At 66.8% G+C, this 18202-nt stretch carries 18 protein-coding genes; 11 read left to right on the plus strand and 7 right to left on the minus strand.

The annotated features are described in order from the left end of the window. Positions 1 to 16 precede the first annotated feature (16 nt). Entirely contained in the window at positions 17 to 1246 is a 1230-nt protein-coding gene (locus tag OXF11_15695; GenBank protein MCY4488535.1) for a multidrug effflux MFS transporter, read from the plus strand. A 75-nt stretch (positions 1247 to 1321) separates the two neighbouring features. On the opposite strand, the gene OXF11_15700 is transcribed toward OXF11_15695, so the two are convergent. From OXF11_15700 to OXF11_15715, 4 genes are read right to left on the minus strand one after another with little or no spacing between them, the layout of a single operon-like run. Beyond that, positions 1322 to 2284, minus strand: a complete 963-nt coding sequence (locus tag OXF11_15700) for a hypothetical protein (protein MCY4488536.1) — start codon at positions 2282 to 2284, stop codon at positions 1322 to 1324. 37 nt (positions 2285 to 2321) lie between these two features. Then, a complete protein-coding gene (locus OXF11_15705) occupies positions 2322 to 3542 on the minus strand; it encodes an MFS transporter (GenBank protein MCY4488537.1) in 1221 nt (406 codons plus the stop codon). Positions 3543 to 3561: 19 nt separating this feature from the next. Then, positions 3562 to 4572 (minus strand): LLM class flavin-dependent oxidoreductase, encoded by a 1011-nt coding sequence (locus tag OXF11_15710; protein MCY4488538.1) that lies wholly within the window; start codon positions 4570 to 4572, stop codon positions 3562 to 3564. A gap of 3 nt (positions 4573 to 4575) precedes the next feature. Next, on the minus strand, positions 4576 to 5652 hold the full coding sequence (locus OXF11_15715) for an amidohydrolase family protein (GenBank protein MCY4488539.1): 1077 nt from the start codon (positions 5650 to 5652) through the stop codon (positions 4576 to 4578). 201 nt (positions 5653 to 5853) lie between these two features. On the opposite strand from OXF11_15715, the gene OXF11_15720 reads away from it, so the two are divergent. From OXF11_15720 to OXF11_15730, 3 genes are all read left to right on the plus strand, one after another. Beyond that, positions 5854 to 6702 (plus strand): sulfurtransferase, encoded by an 849-nt coding sequence (locus tag OXF11_15720; GenBank protein MCY4488540.1) that lies wholly within the window; start codon positions 5854 to 5856, stop codon positions 6700 to 6702. Next, entirely contained in the window at positions 6663 to 7565 is a 903-nt protein-coding gene (locus OXF11_15725; protein MCY4488541.1) for a DMT family transporter, read from the plus strand. The genes OXF11_15720 and OXF11_15725 overlap by 40 nt, the downstream gene beginning before the upstream one ends. 79 nt (positions 7566 to 7644) lie before the next feature. Further along, on the plus strand, positions 7645 to 8526 hold the full coding sequence (locus OXF11_15730; GenBank protein MCY4488542.1) for a rhomboid family intramembrane serine protease: 882 nt from the start codon (positions 7645 to 7647) through the stop codon (positions 8524 to 8526). A 77-nt stretch (positions 8527 to 8603) separates the two neighbouring features. Here OXF11_15730 and OXF11_15735 read toward each other — a convergent pair whose 3' ends face one another. Further along, positions 8604 to 9059, minus strand: a complete 456-nt coding sequence (locus OXF11_15735) for a CoA-binding protein (GenBank protein MCY4488543.1) — start codon at positions 9057 to 9059, stop codon at positions 8604 to 8606. An 81-nt stretch (positions 9060 to 9140) separates the two neighbouring features. Here OXF11_15735 and OXF11_15740 point away from each other — a divergent pair, with 81 nt between their 5' ends. The 4 genes from OXF11_15740 (at position 9141) to OXF11_15755 (ending at position 13500) form a co-directional block, all read left to right on the plus strand. Then, positions 9141 to 9905, plus strand: a complete 765-nt coding sequence (locus OXF11_15740; protein ID MCY4488544.1) for an SDR family oxidoreductase — start codon at positions 9141 to 9143, stop codon at positions 9903 to 9905. 127 nt (positions 9906 to 10032) lie between these two features. Beyond that, positions 10033 to 11121, plus strand: coding sequence for an amidohydrolase family protein (locus OXF11_15745; GenBank protein MCY4488545.1), 1089 nt, complete (start codon positions 10033 to 10035; stop codon positions 11119 to 11121). Between the two features lie 87 nt (positions 11122 to 11208). Beyond that, complete coding sequence (locus OXF11_15750; GenBank protein MCY4488546.1) at positions 11209 to 12183, plus strand: hypothetical protein; 975 nt, start codon at positions 11209 to 11211, stop codon at positions 12181 to 12183. A 114-nt stretch (positions 12184 to 12297) separates the two neighbouring features. Further along, on the plus strand, positions 12298 to 13500 hold the full coding sequence (locus tag OXF11_15755) for an MFS transporter (protein MCY4488547.1): 1203 nt from the start codon (positions 12298 to 12300) through the stop codon (positions 13498 to 13500). A gap of 133 nt (positions 13501 to 13633) precedes the next feature. Here OXF11_15755 and OXF11_15760 read toward each other — a convergent pair whose 3' ends face one another. Next, positions 13634 to 15115, minus strand: coding sequence for an aminotransferase class I/II-fold pyridoxal phosphate-dependent enzyme (locus OXF11_15760; protein ID MCY4488548.1), 1482 nt, complete (start codon positions 15113 to 15115; stop codon positions 13634 to 13636). A gap of 163 nt (positions 15116 to 15278) precedes the next feature. On the opposite strand from OXF11_15760, the gene OXF11_15765 reads away from it, so the two are divergent. Next, on the plus strand, positions 15279 to 16064 hold the full coding sequence (locus tag OXF11_15765) for a PhnD/SsuA/transferrin family substrate-binding protein (protein MCY4488549.1): 786 nt from the start codon (positions 15279 to 15281) through the stop codon (positions 16062 to 16064). Here the strand turns inward: OXF11_15765 and OXF11_15770 are convergent. Continuing rightward, positions 16046 to 16948, minus strand: coding sequence for an amidohydrolase family protein (locus OXF11_15770; GenBank protein MCY4488550.1), 903 nt, complete (start codon positions 16946 to 16948; stop codon positions 16046 to 16048). The two genes, OXF11_15765 and OXF11_15770, sit on opposite strands and share 19 nt — an antisense overlap. A gap of 186 nt (positions 16949 to 17134) precedes the next feature. On the opposite strand from OXF11_15770, the gene queC reads away from it, so the two are divergent. Together queC and OXF11_15780 are read left to right on the plus strand one after the other, a co-directional pair. Beyond that, positions 17135 to 17878, plus strand: coding sequence for a 7-cyano-7-deazaguanine synthase QueC (gene queC, locus OXF11_15775; GenBank protein MCY4488551.1), 744 nt, complete (start codon positions 17135 to 17137; stop codon positions 17876 to 17878). Between the two features lie 193 nt (positions 17879 to 18071). Continuing rightward, positions 18072 to 18202, plus strand: a 131-nt coding sequence (locus OXF11_15780; GenBank protein ID MCY4488552.1) for an IS5/IS1182 family transposase, incomplete at its 3' end; no start/stop codon positions are given.

Below are 18202 nucleotides of genomic sequence, written 5' to 3' on the forward strand. Positions count from 1 at the left end.
GCGGAAGCCACCGCCAATGGCGCGACCCGCCCTTCGTTCCGGCGAGTTCGTTTCCCTCGTCGCCCTCTTGATATCGCTCGTCGCGCTCTCGACCGATGCGATGCTTCCGGCGCTTCCCGCCATCGGTCACGACCTCGGGACGCCGCGTCCTAACGACGTCCAGTTCGTCATCACCTCTCTGTTCGTGGGGCTCGGCCTGGGCCAGATCGTCTTCGGCCCGCTCTCGGACAGTATCGGACGCAAGCCCGCCATCCATACCGGCCTTGTCCTGTACATGACCGGATGCCTCATGAGCATCCTTTCACCCACGTTCGCGGTGATGATCGCGGGCCGTGTACTGCAGGGCTTCGGCGTCGCGGGGCCACGCGTCGTGACCGTGGCTCTGGTGCGCGATCAGTACGAAGGACGCCAGATGGCTCGTCTCATGTCGTTCGCCATCTCCGTGTTCATCCTCGTTCCCACCGTCGCACCGGCCCTCGGGCAGGGGATCCTGTGGCTGGGAGGCTGGCGGGCGATTTTCACCACCTTCTTCGCCATCGCCGCGTTCGCTTTCGCATGGGTAGCGCTTCGTCAGCCGGAGACCCTTCCGGCTTCTCGCCGGAGGCCCCTCTCCCCGCGAGCCATTGGCGGAGCCGTCCTGGAGGTCCTGCGGATTCGGCCCGCTCTCGGGTATACCCTCGCCAGCGGATGCGCGTTGGCGCCGTTCGTCGGCTACCTGAGCTCTGCCCAGCAGATCTTCCAGGACGCTTACGGAACCGGCGCCCTGTTCCCCGTCTATTTCGGAGTGCTGGCGCTTGCCATCGGAGTGGCCTCGCTCGTGAACGGCCGCCTCGTGCTGAAGCACGGGATGCGCCCGCTCGTCACGACGGCGACGGTGGCCATCACGCTGGTCTCGATCGTTGGCTGGACACTGGCCTTCCGCTTCGATGGGCTTCCCCCGTTGTGGCTGTTCATGGCCTACCTGCTGGTGGTCTTCTTCTTCTTTGGACTCGTCTTCGGAAATCTCAACGCTCTCGCCATGGGGCCCCTCGGGCACATCGCCGGAGTGGGCGCGGCCGTGGTCGCCGCGCTCTCCACCTTCATCGCGTTGCCGCTCGGAGCCTTCGTGGGTCAAAACTTCGATGGCACCATGTACGCACAGATCGCCGCCTTCGCGATCTTCGGCACCGGGGCCTTCGCCGCAATAAGATGGGCCGAGGCCAAGCCAAGCGTTGGACCCGGTCATGATGCCATCGACCGGTCGTGAGGCTAGTGTGGTGTCTGGGAAGCCGGTTCTCTTGGGGAGGACAGCTTCGGTGTCTGCCGCGCGGAAGGAACGGGTCTACTCGACACGCTGCCGGTTCGCGCCGAAAGAACCCACGAGCTCGCTGCGTTCGAAAACGCCCACGACGCCGGCGTGGTCCTCTCCAATGAAACGGCCCTGGATGTAGTCGCCGCTACCAACCGGCTTTGCCCCGAATGCGCCGCCGTCGAGCGGCATGTTCTGCCAGGGCGGGATGCTCCCGCCGTCGAGCTTCGTGCCGGTTTCCAGATCATGGAGATTGTCGAAGACGACATCGACGTCCGGATTGGCGAGGTCGTCGATGTCGAGGGTGGCGTCACCTCGCACAAACTGGCCGCGGGTCACGCGATCACTGACATCCATGCCGGTCATCATCCCGGTCCAAGTCGCGGACATGCCCGGCGCGGCCGTCGGCGCCGTGGCGCTGGGCACGCCCAGGGCGCTGGAATCGAAGACGGTGCCCAGGCCGACGGGCTGGCCCCGCTCGTCCCTGACCGTCAGGATGGTGCGGTTGACGAAGAAGGCGCCGTCATCAAGCCAACCGCCGTAGAACTCTGCCCTGAACGCCCGTCCAACGGTACGTAAGCCAAACCCTTCCACGACCGGGACACCGCGGACCGTTTCGGTCCGCGGCTTGAGCGTCAGGGAATCCTTCAGGCGCTCCGCGAAGTGTTTGCTTCCAAAGTCCAACCGGGGGTCGCCGAGGGCAAGCTGCAGCGCGGCTTCCAATTCCTCGGCGGTTCGACTGACACCACAGACCGTGCCGTCGCACTTGGAAAATGTGCGATACGACGCCCCATCGAATCGGAACACATGCTGATCGCTTGCAAGCGTCATGGTAGCGGATTCCACTCTCCCGATCGTGCCTGACGTGACCTGTTCCGCCGTCAGAGCGGTACCGGGTCCGGTCTCCATCGACACCATTTTCTCCTGACTCCCACCACTGCATCCGGAAAGGAGAACTGTCGCAACGATGGCAATCAATGTGGCTATGGTGCGCATAGTCCTCTTCAAGCTTACCATTTCCGTGACATCTCCTTCACGCGGTAGCGGGTTGAGCGACGACCACGCCGGCGCGCGGCAGCATCAGGGCGGCGGCAAGGACGCCTCCCCCGGCCACGGCCATCACCACGAACAGGGCGCCGAAGCCCCAGCCCGCATGGATGCCGGCGACCACGGGCAGGGTGGAGGCCATGACGGAGAAGGTCACGATGTAGCGCAGGGCGAAGACGCGACTGCGCCATTCGCTCTTGGTGATGCGGCCGATGAGCACGTCGTTGATGGGGATCTGGCCGAAGACGACGAGCATGAAGGCGACGGAGACCACCAGCGCGGCGACGCCGGTGAGTTGGTACATGAGCGCGAAGAACAGCGCCTGCAGGCCGCCGACGAAGGCGAACACCGTGCGCACGGAGCGGCGGTCGACGAGATAGCCCACCACGAGCTGGGCCATGGCCGCGATGGCGAAGACCAGGAACGCGTAGCCGCCCACGGCGGTGGCGGAGCCGGCGAGGTCGCCGAGCCGCTCGTCGAAGATCTTCGGCAGCGCGAAGGTGGTGCTCTGGAACACCAGGCCGCCGATGGCGGTGGTGAACACGATGATGCAGAGGACGCGGACGAAGGTCGAACGTGCGATGGACGGCGCGTCCACGGTGGGCTTCCCGGCACCCGCGTCGCCCGCACTGTCCGCGGCGGCGGCCCCGCTCCCTTGCCGCGCCCATACAAGCACCGCGTAGGCGGCGCCCAAGACGATGGCGATCGCGCCGGGCACCACGAACGCGTTGCGCCAGCCGCCGGTGTCGATGAGGTAACCCGTGAGCAGCGCGGCGGCGGCGACCCCGAGGTTGCCGAAGACGCCGTTGACGGCGATGGGGATGCCGGTCTTCCGGCGTCCCTGTATGACCATGGCGATGCCGACGGGATGGTAGATGGCGGCGAAGACGCCGACGGCCAGCAGCCCCAGCGCGATCTCGAACGGCGAATCGGCCAGGGCGGTGAGGATCGAGCTCACGCCGATGCCGAAGAAGAAGATGGTGATCATGCCGGGCCGGCTCCACTTGTCCCCGAGCCACCCGGCCACAATGGCGCCGACCCCGAAAGCCACGAACCCGGGCGTGGCATAGGGGATCAACGCCGCGTAGCTCATGTCCCACTCGTGGGCGAGACGCAACGCGGCCACCGTCGCGAAGATCAGCATGAACAGATGATCGAGGAAGTGCGCGGCGGCGAGGAAACCCAGGTTCAGACGGTCGCCCGACATGTCGCCCCCTGGTCGTGAGTCATCGGCCCCCGCGCAGCATGGGCTGCATCACCTGTTCGGCGAAGGCGCGGATCATGCTGGCCCGGGGCCGTCCGTCCACCGCGTAGGGACGGATGGTGATCTGGTCGATGCCGTTGTCGAACATGCGCCGGGCGGTTTCGATGCAGCGGGCGGGGGTGCCGGCCAGGGCGAACTCGGGCACCACCTCGTCGGGCACGGAGTCGGCGTGGGCGGCGTTGGGGTTGAGGTGCTGGTAGTTGTCGTAGCGGCCGGTCATCCGTTCCGCCGCCGCGGCGGCCGCCGGGCTCAGCCCCCAGAACGGCTTGAGGATCGACTGGGCCACGTGCGGCCGCACCACCGACACCGCCTTGGACCCGTCCTCGTCCACCGCCGCGGAGACCGAGAGGAACGTCCGGAACGGCTCCGCCTCTCGACCGCCCTCCCGCCGGCCGTCGTTCACGCACGCCATCATCCGGTCCAGCATGTCCCCTTCCATGGCTACCCGGGCCAGGATCACCCCGTCGCCGATGCGCCCGGCGAGGCGCAGCATCCTGGGTCCGCTGGCCGCCAGCGCGATGGGCGGGCACTTCTCCGGGCCCGCGAACATGAGGCGCATGTCCTCGGCGCCGGCGGGCACGCGCGCGCCGCGGCACAGCGCGCGGACCTCGTCGACGCAGGCTTCCAGCCGTGCGCGCGTGGCGGGACGTTTGCCCATGGTGTTGACCGAGGTGAAGCCGCTGCCGATGCCCAGCGTGAGGCGTCCGCCGGACAGCTCCTGCAGCGTCGCCGCGGCGCTGGCGGTAACCGCGGAGACCCGGGTGACGGGATTGGTGACGCCGCTTCCCAAGAGGATCCGCGAGGTGGCCTGGGCCGCGGCGCCCAGGATCACGTACATCTCGCGCCAGATGAGTTGGGAATCGCCCACCCACACCTGGTCGTAGCCGAGTTCCTCGGCGAGCGTGATCTCCCGCATCAGTTCGGGCACGTCGTAGTAGGGATGGATCTCGACGCCGAAGGAGACTCTCGCCATACGTCAATCCTGCAGGCCGTACAGCCGCGCCGGATTTTCGCTCAGGATCTTGTCTGCCACGCCGCCGGCGAGCACGCCGTCCGTGGACAGCTTGGCGATGGCTTCCATGTCGTTGGAGTAGTCCGCGTGCCCGTAGTCGGTGCCGACGATGATGTTGTCCTCTCCGGCGTACTCCAGCACGTACGACAAATCGTCCGTGGTCTGGCAGGCCACATAGATGCGGTTGTCCTTGAGCAGGTTCTTGTGGGCCAGCTCTCGCGGCGCGCCGCGCACCGCCGCCAGCGGAGTGTCCGCGTGTTGCCGCCGGAACGCCAGCTCCGCCTGGGTGCGGATCATCAGGTCGTTGAGCGCGTAGGGCACCCACTGGGAAGTGGCCTCCACGAAGCACCAGCGCAGGTCCGGGAACTTGTCCGGGACACCCTTGTAGATGAGATTGTTGAACGCGCCCACCGTGGACAGCTTGAAGCGCGAGAACGTGTCCTGGAGGAACAGGTCGTAGTGGTCGAAGCTGCCGCCGCCGGCGTGCACGCACATGGGGATGCCGAGATCGCTGGCCTCCCGGTAGATGGGGAACAGCGTGTCGTCGGAGAGCAGCCGCCCGCCTTCGACGCCGTGCATGAACACGCCGCAGGCGCCGTTCTCCTTGCCGAAGTGGATCTCCTCGATGGCCCGGTCCATGGACCGCAGCGGCGCCAGCACCACCCAGCGCAGGCGGCCGCCGCCCTGCTTCCAGATCTCCGCGAGCCAACGGTTGTAGCCCCGGCAGAGCGCCCGCTCCACCTCGGGCCGCACGGTCAACGGCCGGAGGAACATCGTCGGGTAGAGCACCTGGATGTCCACGGACAGTTCGTCCATGTGGGCGATGCGCGCGTCCACGTTGGTCAGCTCGCGCGATTCCGCGGTGGCGTTGAGGCCGATGTTGGTGTTGGGCACCACCCGCTCGTCGATGCGCCAGTAGCGCAGGCCCGTGTTTTTGGACACCAGCAGGTCGGGCGCGAGGTGGCGGTCCTCCTCCGCCATGAACTCCCACGTATGCTCGTTCTCGATGAGATGCGCGTCGGCGTCTATGAACAAGGGCATGTCGTTACCTCCGGCGGATTTATTGGGCTCGGCTAGCCGCCCCGAATCGTCATTCTCGCCCAGGAAGCCGTGGCAGTTCAACCCGAGCGGCCCTCGCGCGTTGTCTTTTCATTTGGTACAGATTCGACACGTCGGTCCGGCTACCGCGCGACTCCTTGCATGAGTCGATGCGCCGGAACCGCCAGAATGGGAGGTAAGTTCATGGCACAAGCTGGCTACGCCCGCCCGGAGCTTCTCACGGAGACCGACTGGCTGGAGCAGCACCTCGACGACCCGAACATCCGCATCGTCGACTGCGACCCCTACGACGTCTACCGCCGGGCGCACATCAAGGGCGCGGTGGGCATCCGCGTACACCACTACATCAAGCATCCGGAATACTCGACGGACCCGCGCAAGTACCCGCTGGTGGCGCCGCCCGACACGGCCAAGGAGCTCATGGAGAGCCTGGGCATCGGCGACGAGACGCACGTCGTCGCCTACGACAGCAACGGCTCGCTGTGGGCGGCGCGCCTGTGGTGGGTGCTGAACTACTACGGCCACACCAAGGTGACGGTGCTCAACGGCGGTTGGCAAAAATGGTTCGACGAAGGGCGTCCGGCGGCCCTGGACGTGCCCAAGCCCGCGACCGCGTCCTTCAACCCCAAGGCCGAGCCGGATCTGGTGTGCACCGTGGACTACGGCACGGCCAGTGTCGGCAACCCGGACGTGGTGTTCCTCGACGTCCGCTCGGACGGTGAGTGGACCGGGGCCAACAGCCGCGGCAACAAGCGCGCCGGCCGCATACCCGGGGCCGTGCACCTGGAGTGGCTCAACTTCGTCCATGACAAGCCCTACCGGACCTTCAAGGAGGCCGGCGAACTGCGCGGCCTGCTGGTGCAGGCGGGAGTGCCACCCGATCGTGAAGTGGTCACGTATTGACAGGGAGGCATCCGTGCGGCGCACGGAGTCTTCGTCCTGACACTGCTGGGCTACGAACGGGCACGCAACTACGACGGTTCCATGGCCGAGTGGGCCAACCGCGACGACACGCCGCTCGTGCTGGAGTAACTCTGGGCGCCGAGCTTCTAGCCCTGAGCGCGGCGGTGGCCTGGGGGTCCGAGGCGATCCTGGTGCGCCGGGGCGCGCGCTACGCCAGCGTCGTGCTCGCCGCGCTCATGGGCTTCGTACTGAGCACGGTGGTGCTGTGGAGCGCCATCTGGCTCTTCATTCCACTGAGTCTGCTCTACACCCGCGGCACTTGGTACTTCATCATCAGCGGGCTGATCCAGCCGGCCATCGTCCGCTTTCTCCACTACACCGGCATCGTTCGCCTGGGCGCGTCGCGCGCCGGCCCGGTGCGCAGCGTGACGCCGCTGTTCGCCATCGCCATCGCCTTCAGCTTCCTCGGCGAACGGCCCGACGCCGGCGTCTACCTCGGCTCGTTCCTGAGCGTCATCGGGGTCTGGCTGACATCGAGCCGGCGCGAGGGAGAGAGCGAGTGGAAGGCGATTCACCTGGCGTATCCGCTGGGCGCGGCCTTCCTCACGGCCATCTCGCAGAACTTCCGCAAGACCGGCCTCCTGATCATGCCCAACCCCTATGTCGCCACCGCGGTCACCATCACCACGTCGCTGGTGGTGTTCTCGTTGAGCCTAGTGGTGACGGGCCAGTTGCGCACTCTCCAGGGCGACCGGAAATGCCTGCCGTTCTACGGCACCGCCGCCGTGGTCTCGGCCACCGCGCAACTGCTGGGCTACATCGCCCTGGCCAAGGGTGACGTGTCCGTGGTGGTGCCGCTCATCAACACGAACCCGCTCTTCATCGTCCTGTTCAGCGCGCTGTTCCTTCGGGACCTGGAGACCATCAACGCCCGCGTCGCCGCCGGCGCCGTCCTTATCGTCACGGGCATCGCGCTCATCACGTACCGCTGATCCGTCGGCCGTCTGTTGAAGCCGTCACCCGTCTCCGATATGTGACTACATGCACCACCACACGGGTGGAGCGGAACCCATGACACTCGCAGGAAGGGAAATCGTCGTACGCCGGACGCGCGACCATCGCCGCGCCGAGGAGTGGGCGCTGGTGCTGGAGGCGGAGGGTCTGGCGCCGCGGCTGCTGCACACGTCCAGCGGTTGGATCATCTCGGTGCCGTCCCAGCACCTGGAGCGGGCGGCCACGGAGTTGTGGGCGTACGAGAGCGAGAAACTAGCCACGGAGACGGAAGAAGACCGCCCGTGGGCCGGTCGCGCTCCGTTCTACACGGGCGTCGGCGTCGCGGCGGGACTCCTGGCGTTCTTTTTCCTCGTTGCCTGGACTCAGGAATCCGTGCGCTGGATCGAGCACGGCAACGCGTCGACCGACTGGATCCTGCGCGGCCAACTGTGGCGCACGGTCACCGCCCTCACCCTGCACGGCGATTTCCCCCACGTGGCGTCCAACGCCGTGGCCCTGGTGTTCTTCCTGACCGCGGTGTGCCGTTCTCTGGGGCCCGGGTTCGGCGCGGCGATGGTGCTGGGGGTGGGCGCGCTGGGCAACCTCTTCAACGCCTGGTTTCACGGCTTCGACCACAACTCCGTGGGTGCGTCCACCGCGGTGTTCGGCGCCCTGGGCCTGCTCGGCGCCATCGGCGTCGTCGAACGCCAGCGGCTGGGGATCCAGGGACGCCGCGCCTGGATACCGCTGGCCGCGGGGGTCGCGATCCTCGCCATGCTCGGCACCGGCGGACCGCGCGTGGACCTGTGGGCGCACTTCTGGGGCTTCGGCGCCGGTGCCGGCGCCGGGATCTGCGCGGCCCTCTTCGTGGAGCGGCCGGAGACCGCGGCGGTTCAACTCAGGATCGGCGTGGCGGCAGCCGCGGCTGTGGTGCTGTGCTGGATCGTGGCGCTGGCGTAGTGTCCGGTCCACTCCATTCGGGTGAATGATGCGGCCGTTCGCCCTGAGCGCAGCGGAGTCGAAGGGCGGCAACTTCGTCAGGGAATCCCGGAACCGCGCGCCCAGGCGCGGTGCTCCACCATCAGACAGCGGTCCTGCACCACCTTGATGCCGGCGCGGGCCAGCGCCTCCGCCACCGCGTCGTGGCGGATACCCGACTGGAGCCAGACCGCGGCGGGCCGGGCCGCCAGCATGTCGTCGAAGTGGGCTTCGACGTCGCTCGGGCGCCGGAACACGTTGACCAGGTCCACCGGACCGGGAACGTCCGCCAGCCGGCGGTACACCGGTTCCCCGAGGATCTCCGTCACTTCCGGGTAGTACACCGGCACGGGGACCACCTCGAAACCCGCCGAGTGCATGTACCGCGGCACGTAGAACGCCGGCTGGGAAGCCTGCTGCTCCGTCTTGATGCCAAGGACGGCGATGCGCCGGGTGGCGGCGATCAGGTCCCGGATGTCCTCGGTTCGTTCCAACAGGTTCGCGCGATAGTCCATTTCGAGACGAACCTTGACAACGATCCCCGTTGGTTGCAACCTGCCGCAAACAACGCGCAGCCGGGAAAGAGAGGGTCGATCATGGGTCTGTTGGATCAAAAGGTAGTGATCGTGACGGGCGGTGGCAACGGCATCGGCCGGGCCTATTGCCAGGGCATCGCCCGCGAGGGCGGGATACCCGTGGCCGCGGACATCGACGGAGAGGCGGCCCAAGCCGTGTGCCGCGAGATCGCCGGAAGCGGCGGCCAGGCCCTCGGCGTGCGCACGGACGTGGCGGACCTCGCGAGCTGCCAGGCCATGGCCCAAGCGACCCTGGAACAGTTCGGGCGGATCGACGGGCTCGTCAACAACGCCGCGGTGTTCATGAGCGTGCCGGTGACGCGTTCGGGTTTCCAGGATATCCGCGAGGAGGAATGGGACCGAGTGATGGCCGTGAACGTCAAGGGACTGTGGCTGTGCAGCCGCGCGGTGGTGCCCGCCATGCAGGAGCGCCGCCAGGGCAGCATCGTCAACGTCGCGTCCAACATGGCCTACAACGGCGGCGCCGGCATGATGCACTACGTCGTCTCCAAGGCCGCCGTGGTGGGCTTCACCCGGGTGCTGGCGCGCGAGCTGGGACCCGACGACATTCGCGTGAACACGCTGGCGCCGGGCTCCACGGCCAGCGAGCCCGAACCCACGGAAGCCGCCCTCGAGGACTACGAGCGCTCCGCGTCCAAGCGCTTTCTGCAACGCATCGAGAAACCGGAAGACGTGGTGGGCACCGCGCTCTACCTCTTGTCCGACCTGAGCGCCTTCGTCACCGGCCAGGCCATTCTGGTGAACGGCGGCGCCAACCTGCACTGATCGCGCGGCGGTTGACAAACGCCCGATCTTGGTCGAACTTTACGGTTGAACACCGGCCGCCGCGGGGCGCCGGGCACCAACCCTGCCGGCCCGGGACCCTCCGGGCCGCGTATCAAGGAGACACGCCATGTCCAGCCAGGAGAGTCTTCCGGTTATCGATGCGGACGCCCACGTGATCGAGACGGAACACACGTGGGACTATCTGGAGCCGTCGGAGGAAAAGTACCGCCCAACGCTATTCTCCTCGCCGCAGGAGCCCACGCTCCAGTACTGGGTCATCGACGAGAAGATCCGCGGGTTCCGTTTCCCCACTTACAGCGAGCAGCAACTGCGGGACCTGTCGGACCAGTTCGGGCGGAACGTGGAGTCACCCCAGGCCGCGCGCGAGCTGGACGACGTGCAGCTTCGGGTCGACCACATGGAGAAGCTCGGGGTCGACGTCCAGGTGCTGCACAACACCTTCTGGATCGAACAGATCACCACCAAGCCGGACGTGGAAGTCGCGCTGTGCCGGAGCTGGAACCGCTGGCTCGGCGACATCTACCGGCAGAGCAAGGGCCGGCTGCGCTGGTCCTGCGTGGTGCCGGTGCTGGCCCTGGACGAAGCGGTAGCACAGATCAAGCAGGCCAAGGAAGACGGCGCCGTGGCGGTGTGCATGAGGCCGCTGGAGGGAGATCGGGACATGTGCGACCCGTACTTCTACCCCGTCTACCAGGTGGCCAGCGACCTGGACATACCCATCGCCGTACACATCGCCAACGGCAATCCCGGCAACTGCGACACCTACCGTCCGACCACGGCCGGGCGCTTCGCCATGTTCCGGGCACCCACGGTCACGTCGTGCCTGGGCCTCGTCATGAGCGAGATTCCCCAGTTGTTTCCGAAACTTCGGTGGGGCTTCATCGAAGCCTCCTCCCAGTGGGTCCCGTGGATCTACCTGGAGAGCGAGAACCGTTACCAGGCCGCCCAGCGCGAGTTCCCGAAGGACCTCTTCGCAGAGTACGGCATCTACGTCACCTGCCAGACCAACGACGACATCCCCTACGTCCTCAAGTACTCGGGCGAAGGCAACCTCGTCATCGGCACCGACTACGGCCATACCGACCCGTCCAGCGAGATGGACGCCATCCTCGACCTGAAGAAGATGGACGACATCAGCCAGGAGCGGAAGGACAACATCCTGTATCACAATCCCAAGGCCCTATACGGGCTCTAGGAACTCGTGTGGTGTCTGGTTCATTCGCATAGTAAACGCATGGCCACTCGACGGCGATACAACGCGGCTGTACAACGGGTGAAGGGCATGCTCGAGTTGGCCTCGGGGCTTTACGAGACCTCCCTCTCGCACCAGACCCGCCGGGCGGCGGAAGGCGTCCTCCAGACCGACGCCCGGCTCGGCTACTATCTCCAGTTGTCGCTGCTGCCGCGGGGCAACCAGGACGACTGCGTCGCGCTTTCGTTCGCCGCCGACAGCTTCCGCGAGCTCAAGATGCTCGCCGACGGCAAGATCTCCATGGCGTGGATCAACCCGTCGGCGTCGGTCACCTTGGCGTACAAGGGCAAGGGGCCCCTCGAAGGGCGCATGCCGCTGCGCACCATCGCGGTGTTCCCGTCCTGGGACGCCATGGGCTTCGCCGTGCACGAGTCCACGGGCATCACCTCGCTGAAACAGATCGTCAGGGAACGCATCCCGCTGCGCCTCTCCACCGGCCCCACCGGCAAGCGCAGCCTGGTGGACACGCCGGTGGCGTACACCGTGGCGTCGGTGCTCCAGGCCGCGGGCATGAGCATCGCCGACATCCGCAAGTGGGGCGGCAGGATCCAGTCGGTGACGCGTCCGAGCCACCCGGACCGGCGCGCCGCCATCGAGAACGGCAAGGTCAACGCCGTCTTCGACGAAGGCATCAAGAGCTGGGGGCAGACCGCCGTGGACAACGGCTTCCGTTACCTCTCCATCGACGGGCCCGTGCTGCGCCGGCTCAAGGCCATGGGGTATCGCGAGGCGGTGCTGCCCAAGAACCACTTCAAGGGGATGACCGAGGACGTCACCACGGTCGACTTCAGCGGCTGGCCCATGGTGGTGCGCAAGGACATGCCCGACGAGGTCGCCTACGCCTTGTGCGAGGCCCTCGAGCTGCGGCGCAAGACCATCCCCACGGACAACTTCAAGCCCCTGAGCGTCGCGCAGCTCTGCGCCAACGACGAGGAGGCGCCCTACGACGTGCCCCTGCATCCCGGCGCGAAGCGGTTTTACCGGGAGCGCGGGTACCTCGAGTGACGCGCCGGTGCCTGTGCTTGCCCGGGCCGGGAGCGTGTATGGCTCGCGGCCGGCGCGCCTGCCGGCGGACGCTCGTTCCTGAGAAAGCCGCCCTTACCGCCTCCTGAGACATCCATGCAGATCCCGCGCGTCCTCATCGTCGTCTTCTCCGCCGCGGTCGTGGTGATCACGTCCATCAGCATGAACGCCTACAGCCTGTTCCTCACGCCCATCGAGGACACCTTCGGCTGGTCGCGTTCGGTGGCGACCATCCCCTACGTGTTCGCCATGCTCGGCTGGGGCATCGGCGGCGTGTTCTTCGGCAAGATGGCGGACGACCTCGGCACCCGCCCGGTGATTCTCGGAGGCATCCTCCTCATGGCCGCGGGTTTCATCGGCATGGGGCTGTCGCAGAACCTGTGGCAGCTATGCTTCACCTTCGGAATGATGACCGGCATGGCCAAGGGCGCCAGCGGGCTGGTGATCATCTCGCTCTTGGTGGCGAAGCACTACGAAGCCGAGCGACGCGGCCTGGTGGTGAGCATCGTGCAGACGGCGTCGCCCCTGAGCCCGTTCTTCCTGGCGCCGCTGCTGTATTTCCTCATCGGGAGCTATGACTGGCGCATCGCCGCGTTCGCGTGCGGCGCGCTGCTCCTGGGCGTGGCCCTCCCGTTCGGTTGGATCGGCGCGCGCGATCCGGATGCCTCTTCCACGAAACGGCGGGAACGCGCCACCTGGGCGAGCTGCCTGCCCTATCTGCGCGACCGCACGATGATCCTGCTGTTCCTGGCGCGCTTCTCGTGCGGGGTGGCCCTGTTCCAGAGCGTGCATCTGGTGGGCATCGCGTTGAGCAAGGACTTCGACCACGCCACCGGGGCCATCGCCGTGTCCGTCTTCGGCATCGCCGCCGCCGTGTCCGCGGTGAGTTTCGGTTGGCTGTCCGACCGCTACGGCCGCGCCCAGGTGCTGGCCCTCACCTATATCTTCCGCGGCGTCGGCACCCTGCTCATGTCCCTCGACATGTCGGACCCGTTGGTCTTCTACCTGGTGGTGGCGCTAGCCATGGGGCCGACCTTCGGCACCATCGCGATCCAGAACGTCATGTTTTTCGAGATGGTGGGGCCGCGTCTCGCCGGACTCATCATGGGCCTGAGCTTCATCGTGCACCAAGTCGGCTCCGCCGGCGGCCCCTTCCTCGCCGGCGTCTACTTCGACGTGTACGGCAGCTACGACGGCTTCATGCAGATCATGAGCCTGATACTGCTGTCCTCGGCCGTGCTCATCTACATCGCCATCCGCTCCGACGACGCGCCACTGCCCGAGCCGGCGCGGCCGTGAGCGCGTGGAGGGAAGCAAGCCCCGCGCGAATCCGAAGATCTTCTCCCAGAAGCGGGCCGACTCCTCCTTGTTCCGGACGGGCACGATGGTGTGGTTCAACTGAATAGCCATCGGAACCTCCTTGGGCCGCTGACTACAACGCTTCCGCCCCGAAACGCTCGATGGCCTCGAGCGTCTCGCGCACATCGTCCCAGGTGGTGTTGTGGTTGATGATGCAGAGCCGGAGCGAGAACTTGTTCGCCAGCGTCGTCGATGAAATGAGCGCGCGGTCCTCCCAGAAGACCCGGGCGAGCACATTCCGATTAACCTGCTCGAGAACCTCCTCGTCCACATCACGGTCGCCGGGGTTCACCCGGAAGCACACGATTCCCAGCGATGCGGGGTTGAGCGTCTCGAGCAAGGGGCTCTCCCGGACATACTCGTCAGCCCGGGCCGCCAGATCCATCCCCTGGGACACCGCCTGGCGGAACGCGGCCATCCCGAAGGTCTGCACCGACATCCAGATCTTCAACGCTCGGGCCGAGCGGCTGAGCTGCAGGCCGCGGTCCGAGAAGTTCGGGTGGTTCGCGCCCCACAGGGTGTCCTGAAGCACGTCGTGATGCACCTCGAACGCCTTCTCCAGCGTCGAGGCATCCTTCACCAGAAGGCCGCCCACTTCGTATGGCTGAAAGAACCACTTGTGGGCATCCACGTTCACCGAGTCGGCGCGCTCGATGCCCCGCAAGAGATCCTTGCCCTTGTCGGTCACCGCAGCGAAGCCGCCGTACGCCGCGTCCGCGTGCAGCCAGATGCCTTCCGCCTCGCAGTAGTCGGCCATGGCCTCCAGCGGGTCGATGGCCCCGGTGCTGCTGGCTCCGGCATTGGCACACACGGCGATGGGGTTGAAACCCGCGGCGCGGTCCTCCGCCACGGCGCGACCGAGCGCGTCCATGTCGAGGCGGAAGCGTTCATCGGTGGGAAGGAGGCGTGTGCACTCCGGCCGGACGCCGACGATCCGGGCCGCCCGGATGTGCGCGCTATGGCTCTGGTCGCTCATGTACACGGTCGCGCGCTCGGGATTGCCCGCGGCTTCCCGGGCGGCGACGAAGGCATCCACGCTGGCCGCCGAGCCCCCGCTCGTCAGAAGCCCTCCGGCGCTCTCCGGATAGCCGAGCCAGCCCTTCAACCAGTCGAGGACAACCAGCTCGATGGCGCTGGGACCGCTCGCCACCAGCCAGGTACATTGGTTGAAGTTGTATCCAGCGGCCATGAAGTCCGCCAGTATCCCGGGCCAGGTGGGCGCCGACGGGATGAACGCGAAGCAACGCGGGTGGTCCAGGCGTGTCGCGAACGGGAGCACTTCGCGCGCGACCCAATCGATCACTTCCGCGGCCGGCCGCCCGTTCTCGGGCGGTTCCTCCTTCAGCTTGGCGTCGAGCGCATCCTGAAAGTCGCCGTCCCAGGCATTTTCCGCGGGCAGGCCGTCGATGCGGTCCACCAGGATCTCCGCCGCCTTGCGCGCAAGGTCGAGCATCACCTCGGGCGCCATCTGCAGGCCGCCACGATCGTCTCTTCTGTCTTTATCGTCCTGATGTTCCATGAGCAGTTGGGTAGCATGGCCAGTCTCGAAATGCACACCGAATTGTCGCTACGCCGACGGCGATCTGCTAGTGTAACGTCTGGCTGATTCGATGTGTCTCGACCGACGGATCGGGCGCCTTCCGGCTCGAACCGTTGTCGCCTCCGGACCACAAACACCTGCGAAAACGCTCCCAATGACACTGTCGGCGAGTTTCCCGATGTACGACTTCGAGGAGGTGCGCGGCGCCCACGCGGTGCTCTGGACCCGTGTCGCGCGGGAGCTGGAACGCGCGGGAGTCGAAGGGGTTCCCGCGGCTCTCGATCGATCCCGCGACCTGCACGATCTCTGGACCGATCCGGGACTGCTGCTGAGCCAGTGCTGTGGAGCCGACCTCGTCGGCCGCTACGCCGAAACGCTCACTCTGGTGGCCACGCCGCTCTACCAAGCGCCCGGCTGCGACGGTTGCAGCTATTCCAGCGTGGTCCTGGTCGCCGGGAATTCACCCGCCACGGAGCTGTCGGACGTGCGCGATGCGGTGTGCGTCGTCAACAGCCACGAGTCCCACTCGGGAGCGAACGCGCTACGGGCGCTGGTGGCCCCGCTCAACCGGCGTGGGCGCTTCTTCTCACAGGTCGTCACCAGCGGCTCGCACCCGGCGAGCGTCGCCGCGGTGGCGCGGGGAGACGCCGATGTCGCCGCCATCGACTGCGTCACTTATGCCCATCTCGAGCGCTACCGCCCTTCCCTGCTCCGAGGGACCCGCCGGCTCTGCTACACGGCGCGCGCCCCTGGAATTCCCTTCGTAACCCAAGCCGGGACCGACCCGGACCGGCTCCGGCGATTGCGGGACGCGCTCGCGGCGGCCTTCGAGGAGCCGGAAGTCCGCGCCGCCGGCGCCGCCGTGTTCATCGGCGGCGTAGCGGTCCTTCCGCGTTCCGCGTACCAGCGGATTGTCGATCTCGAACGCTTTGCCGCCGCCCAGGGCTACCCCGTGCTGCGTTGAACGACCCTCAAACCCAGCACCCTCGCCGCGTTCCCGCCCAACACCGCCTCGACCTCGCCTTCGGTGAACCGGTAGCCGTGCTCGTGGGCCAGGGCGGGCAGGCCGCGGTAGATGTCCACGGTGTCCTTGAGGGACATGTGCTGGCGCATGTGCGGGAAGTCGGTGCCCCAGAGGATTCGCTCGGTGCCCAGGAAGTCGCGCATATGGTCCAGGGCGGCGAGGGTCTCCGCGGGTTTGTCGCGCAGCTTGGTCTGCCACTCGGACAGGTCCACCACCACGTTCTCGTGGACGCGCGCGATGGTGGCGCAGTCCGCCCACCACTGGCCGCCGGCGTGGCCCATGATCATCTTGAGGCGCGGGAAGTCGACAGCCACCTGGTCGAACTCCAGCGGGTGGGTGAAACGGCTGTACAGCAGTGGGTGAAAACGCTCGCCGGAGTGATGCAGCACAGGCACGTCGTGCTTGATGCAGATCTCGTAGATGGGATAGCAGGCGCGGTCATGGGGGAAGTAGCCCACGGTGGAGTGCAGCTTGATGCCGCCCGCGCCCCACTCCTGGATGGCGCGTTCGAACTTCTCGGGCGCTCCCGGTCGCCGCGGGTCGATACCGTAGAAGGCGACGATGCGCTCCGGGTGGCGCGCCCGGGCCTGCGCCAGGATCCAGTTCTCCTGGTCGATGGTGAAATGCGGCGTGCCCAGGCGGTCGCCGTAGTCGGCCACCAGCATCGCGGACACGTCCACGCCGGAGGCGTCCATCTCCTCCACCAGCTCCCGCGTCGTCTCTTCCCAGTCGGGCGGGGCAGGCGCGGCGGCTTCGGCGGAGGACGCCGCGTCGTAGTAGCGCTGGTTCCCACGCCAGAAATGCCGGTGTATGTCGATGACCATGATGCCTCCCTTGGTTGTGCGCGGCGCGGCGGAGTCGTCCGTCGGCGTCCGGCCCGGTTGCCGAGGCTATCACCCGGCCATCGCCGGAGCAATGGAACCTTCATCGGTGACAAGGGTCCAGAACGGCGGTGAGCCGACTCGGCGCAGCGGGAAGATGGGCACCCGTTGATCTGCTATATGTCTTCCATGCCCAGTTACGGCGTCACTCTCCTCTCCGGAGGACTCGACTCCACCACCGTGGCGGCCTATGCAAAGGGCCGCGTCGACGACATGTCGGCGATCACCTTCCGCTACGGGCAGAGCCACTCCAAGGAGGTCGACTGCGCGGTGCGGATCGCCGGCATTCTGGGCATCGCGCATCGGCTCCTCGACATCTCATTCCTCTCCGAGGTGGCTTGGTACTCCGCGTTGACCCAGCCCGACCGCTTCCCGGTGCCATCGGAGCGCGCCGCCGAGGAGATCGGGCACGGCGTCCCCATCACTTACGTCCCGATGCGGAATACCATCTTCGTGTCGCTTGCCGCGGCGTGCCTGGAGAGTCGGGTGCTGTACGCCATCGAGGTGGAGGGCGTGGCCGCGTCCGACGTGGCGGCCTCCGTGTACGTGGCCCCCAACGCGCTCGACTACAGCGGCTACCCCGACTGCCGCCCCGAGTTCTATGATGGAATCAGGCGGACGCTGGATCTGGGCAGCAAGCTCTGGACGGAGTATGCGGTGCCGATCAGGGTCGAGACCCCGATCATCGACCTCTCCAAGGCCGAGATTGCCGCGCTCGGAATCCGCCTCGGGGCACCGCTGGAACACACCTGGAGCTGCTACCAGGGCGGTGCGGCCCCCTGCGCCTCGTGCGACAGTTGCGTGCTGCGGGCCAAGGGCTTTGCCGAGGCCGGCATCCCCGACCCGCTGCTCGTGAGGCTCGGCGGCGCCTGACCGCGGCAGACTACGGTATCCAACCGCGGGACAACGCCCAGTAGCTCTACCTGGGAGAGGAATGAGCGGGAGTCACTCGTCCGACCCCCTGAATCGTCATTCCCGCGGAAGCGGGAATCTAGCAGGTTGTTGAAAAACTCCGCCTGACGCGGATAACAGTAAGTATCATATTCGTAGTCACAGGGAGTAAAGGATGAGAGGAACGGATCCGCGTCAGGAAGGGATGTTCAGTTATGTGTCTCCGGAAGCGCGAGTGCCAGCGGACCATCCATTGCGAGCGATACGGAAGATGGTGAACAGGGCGCTTGAAGGACTGACGCGGGA

The organism is Deltaproteobacteria bacterium (genome assembly GCA_026712905.1).
Lineage (GTDB): Bacteria > Desulfobacterota > Binatia > UBA9968 > JAJDTQ01 > JAJDTQ01.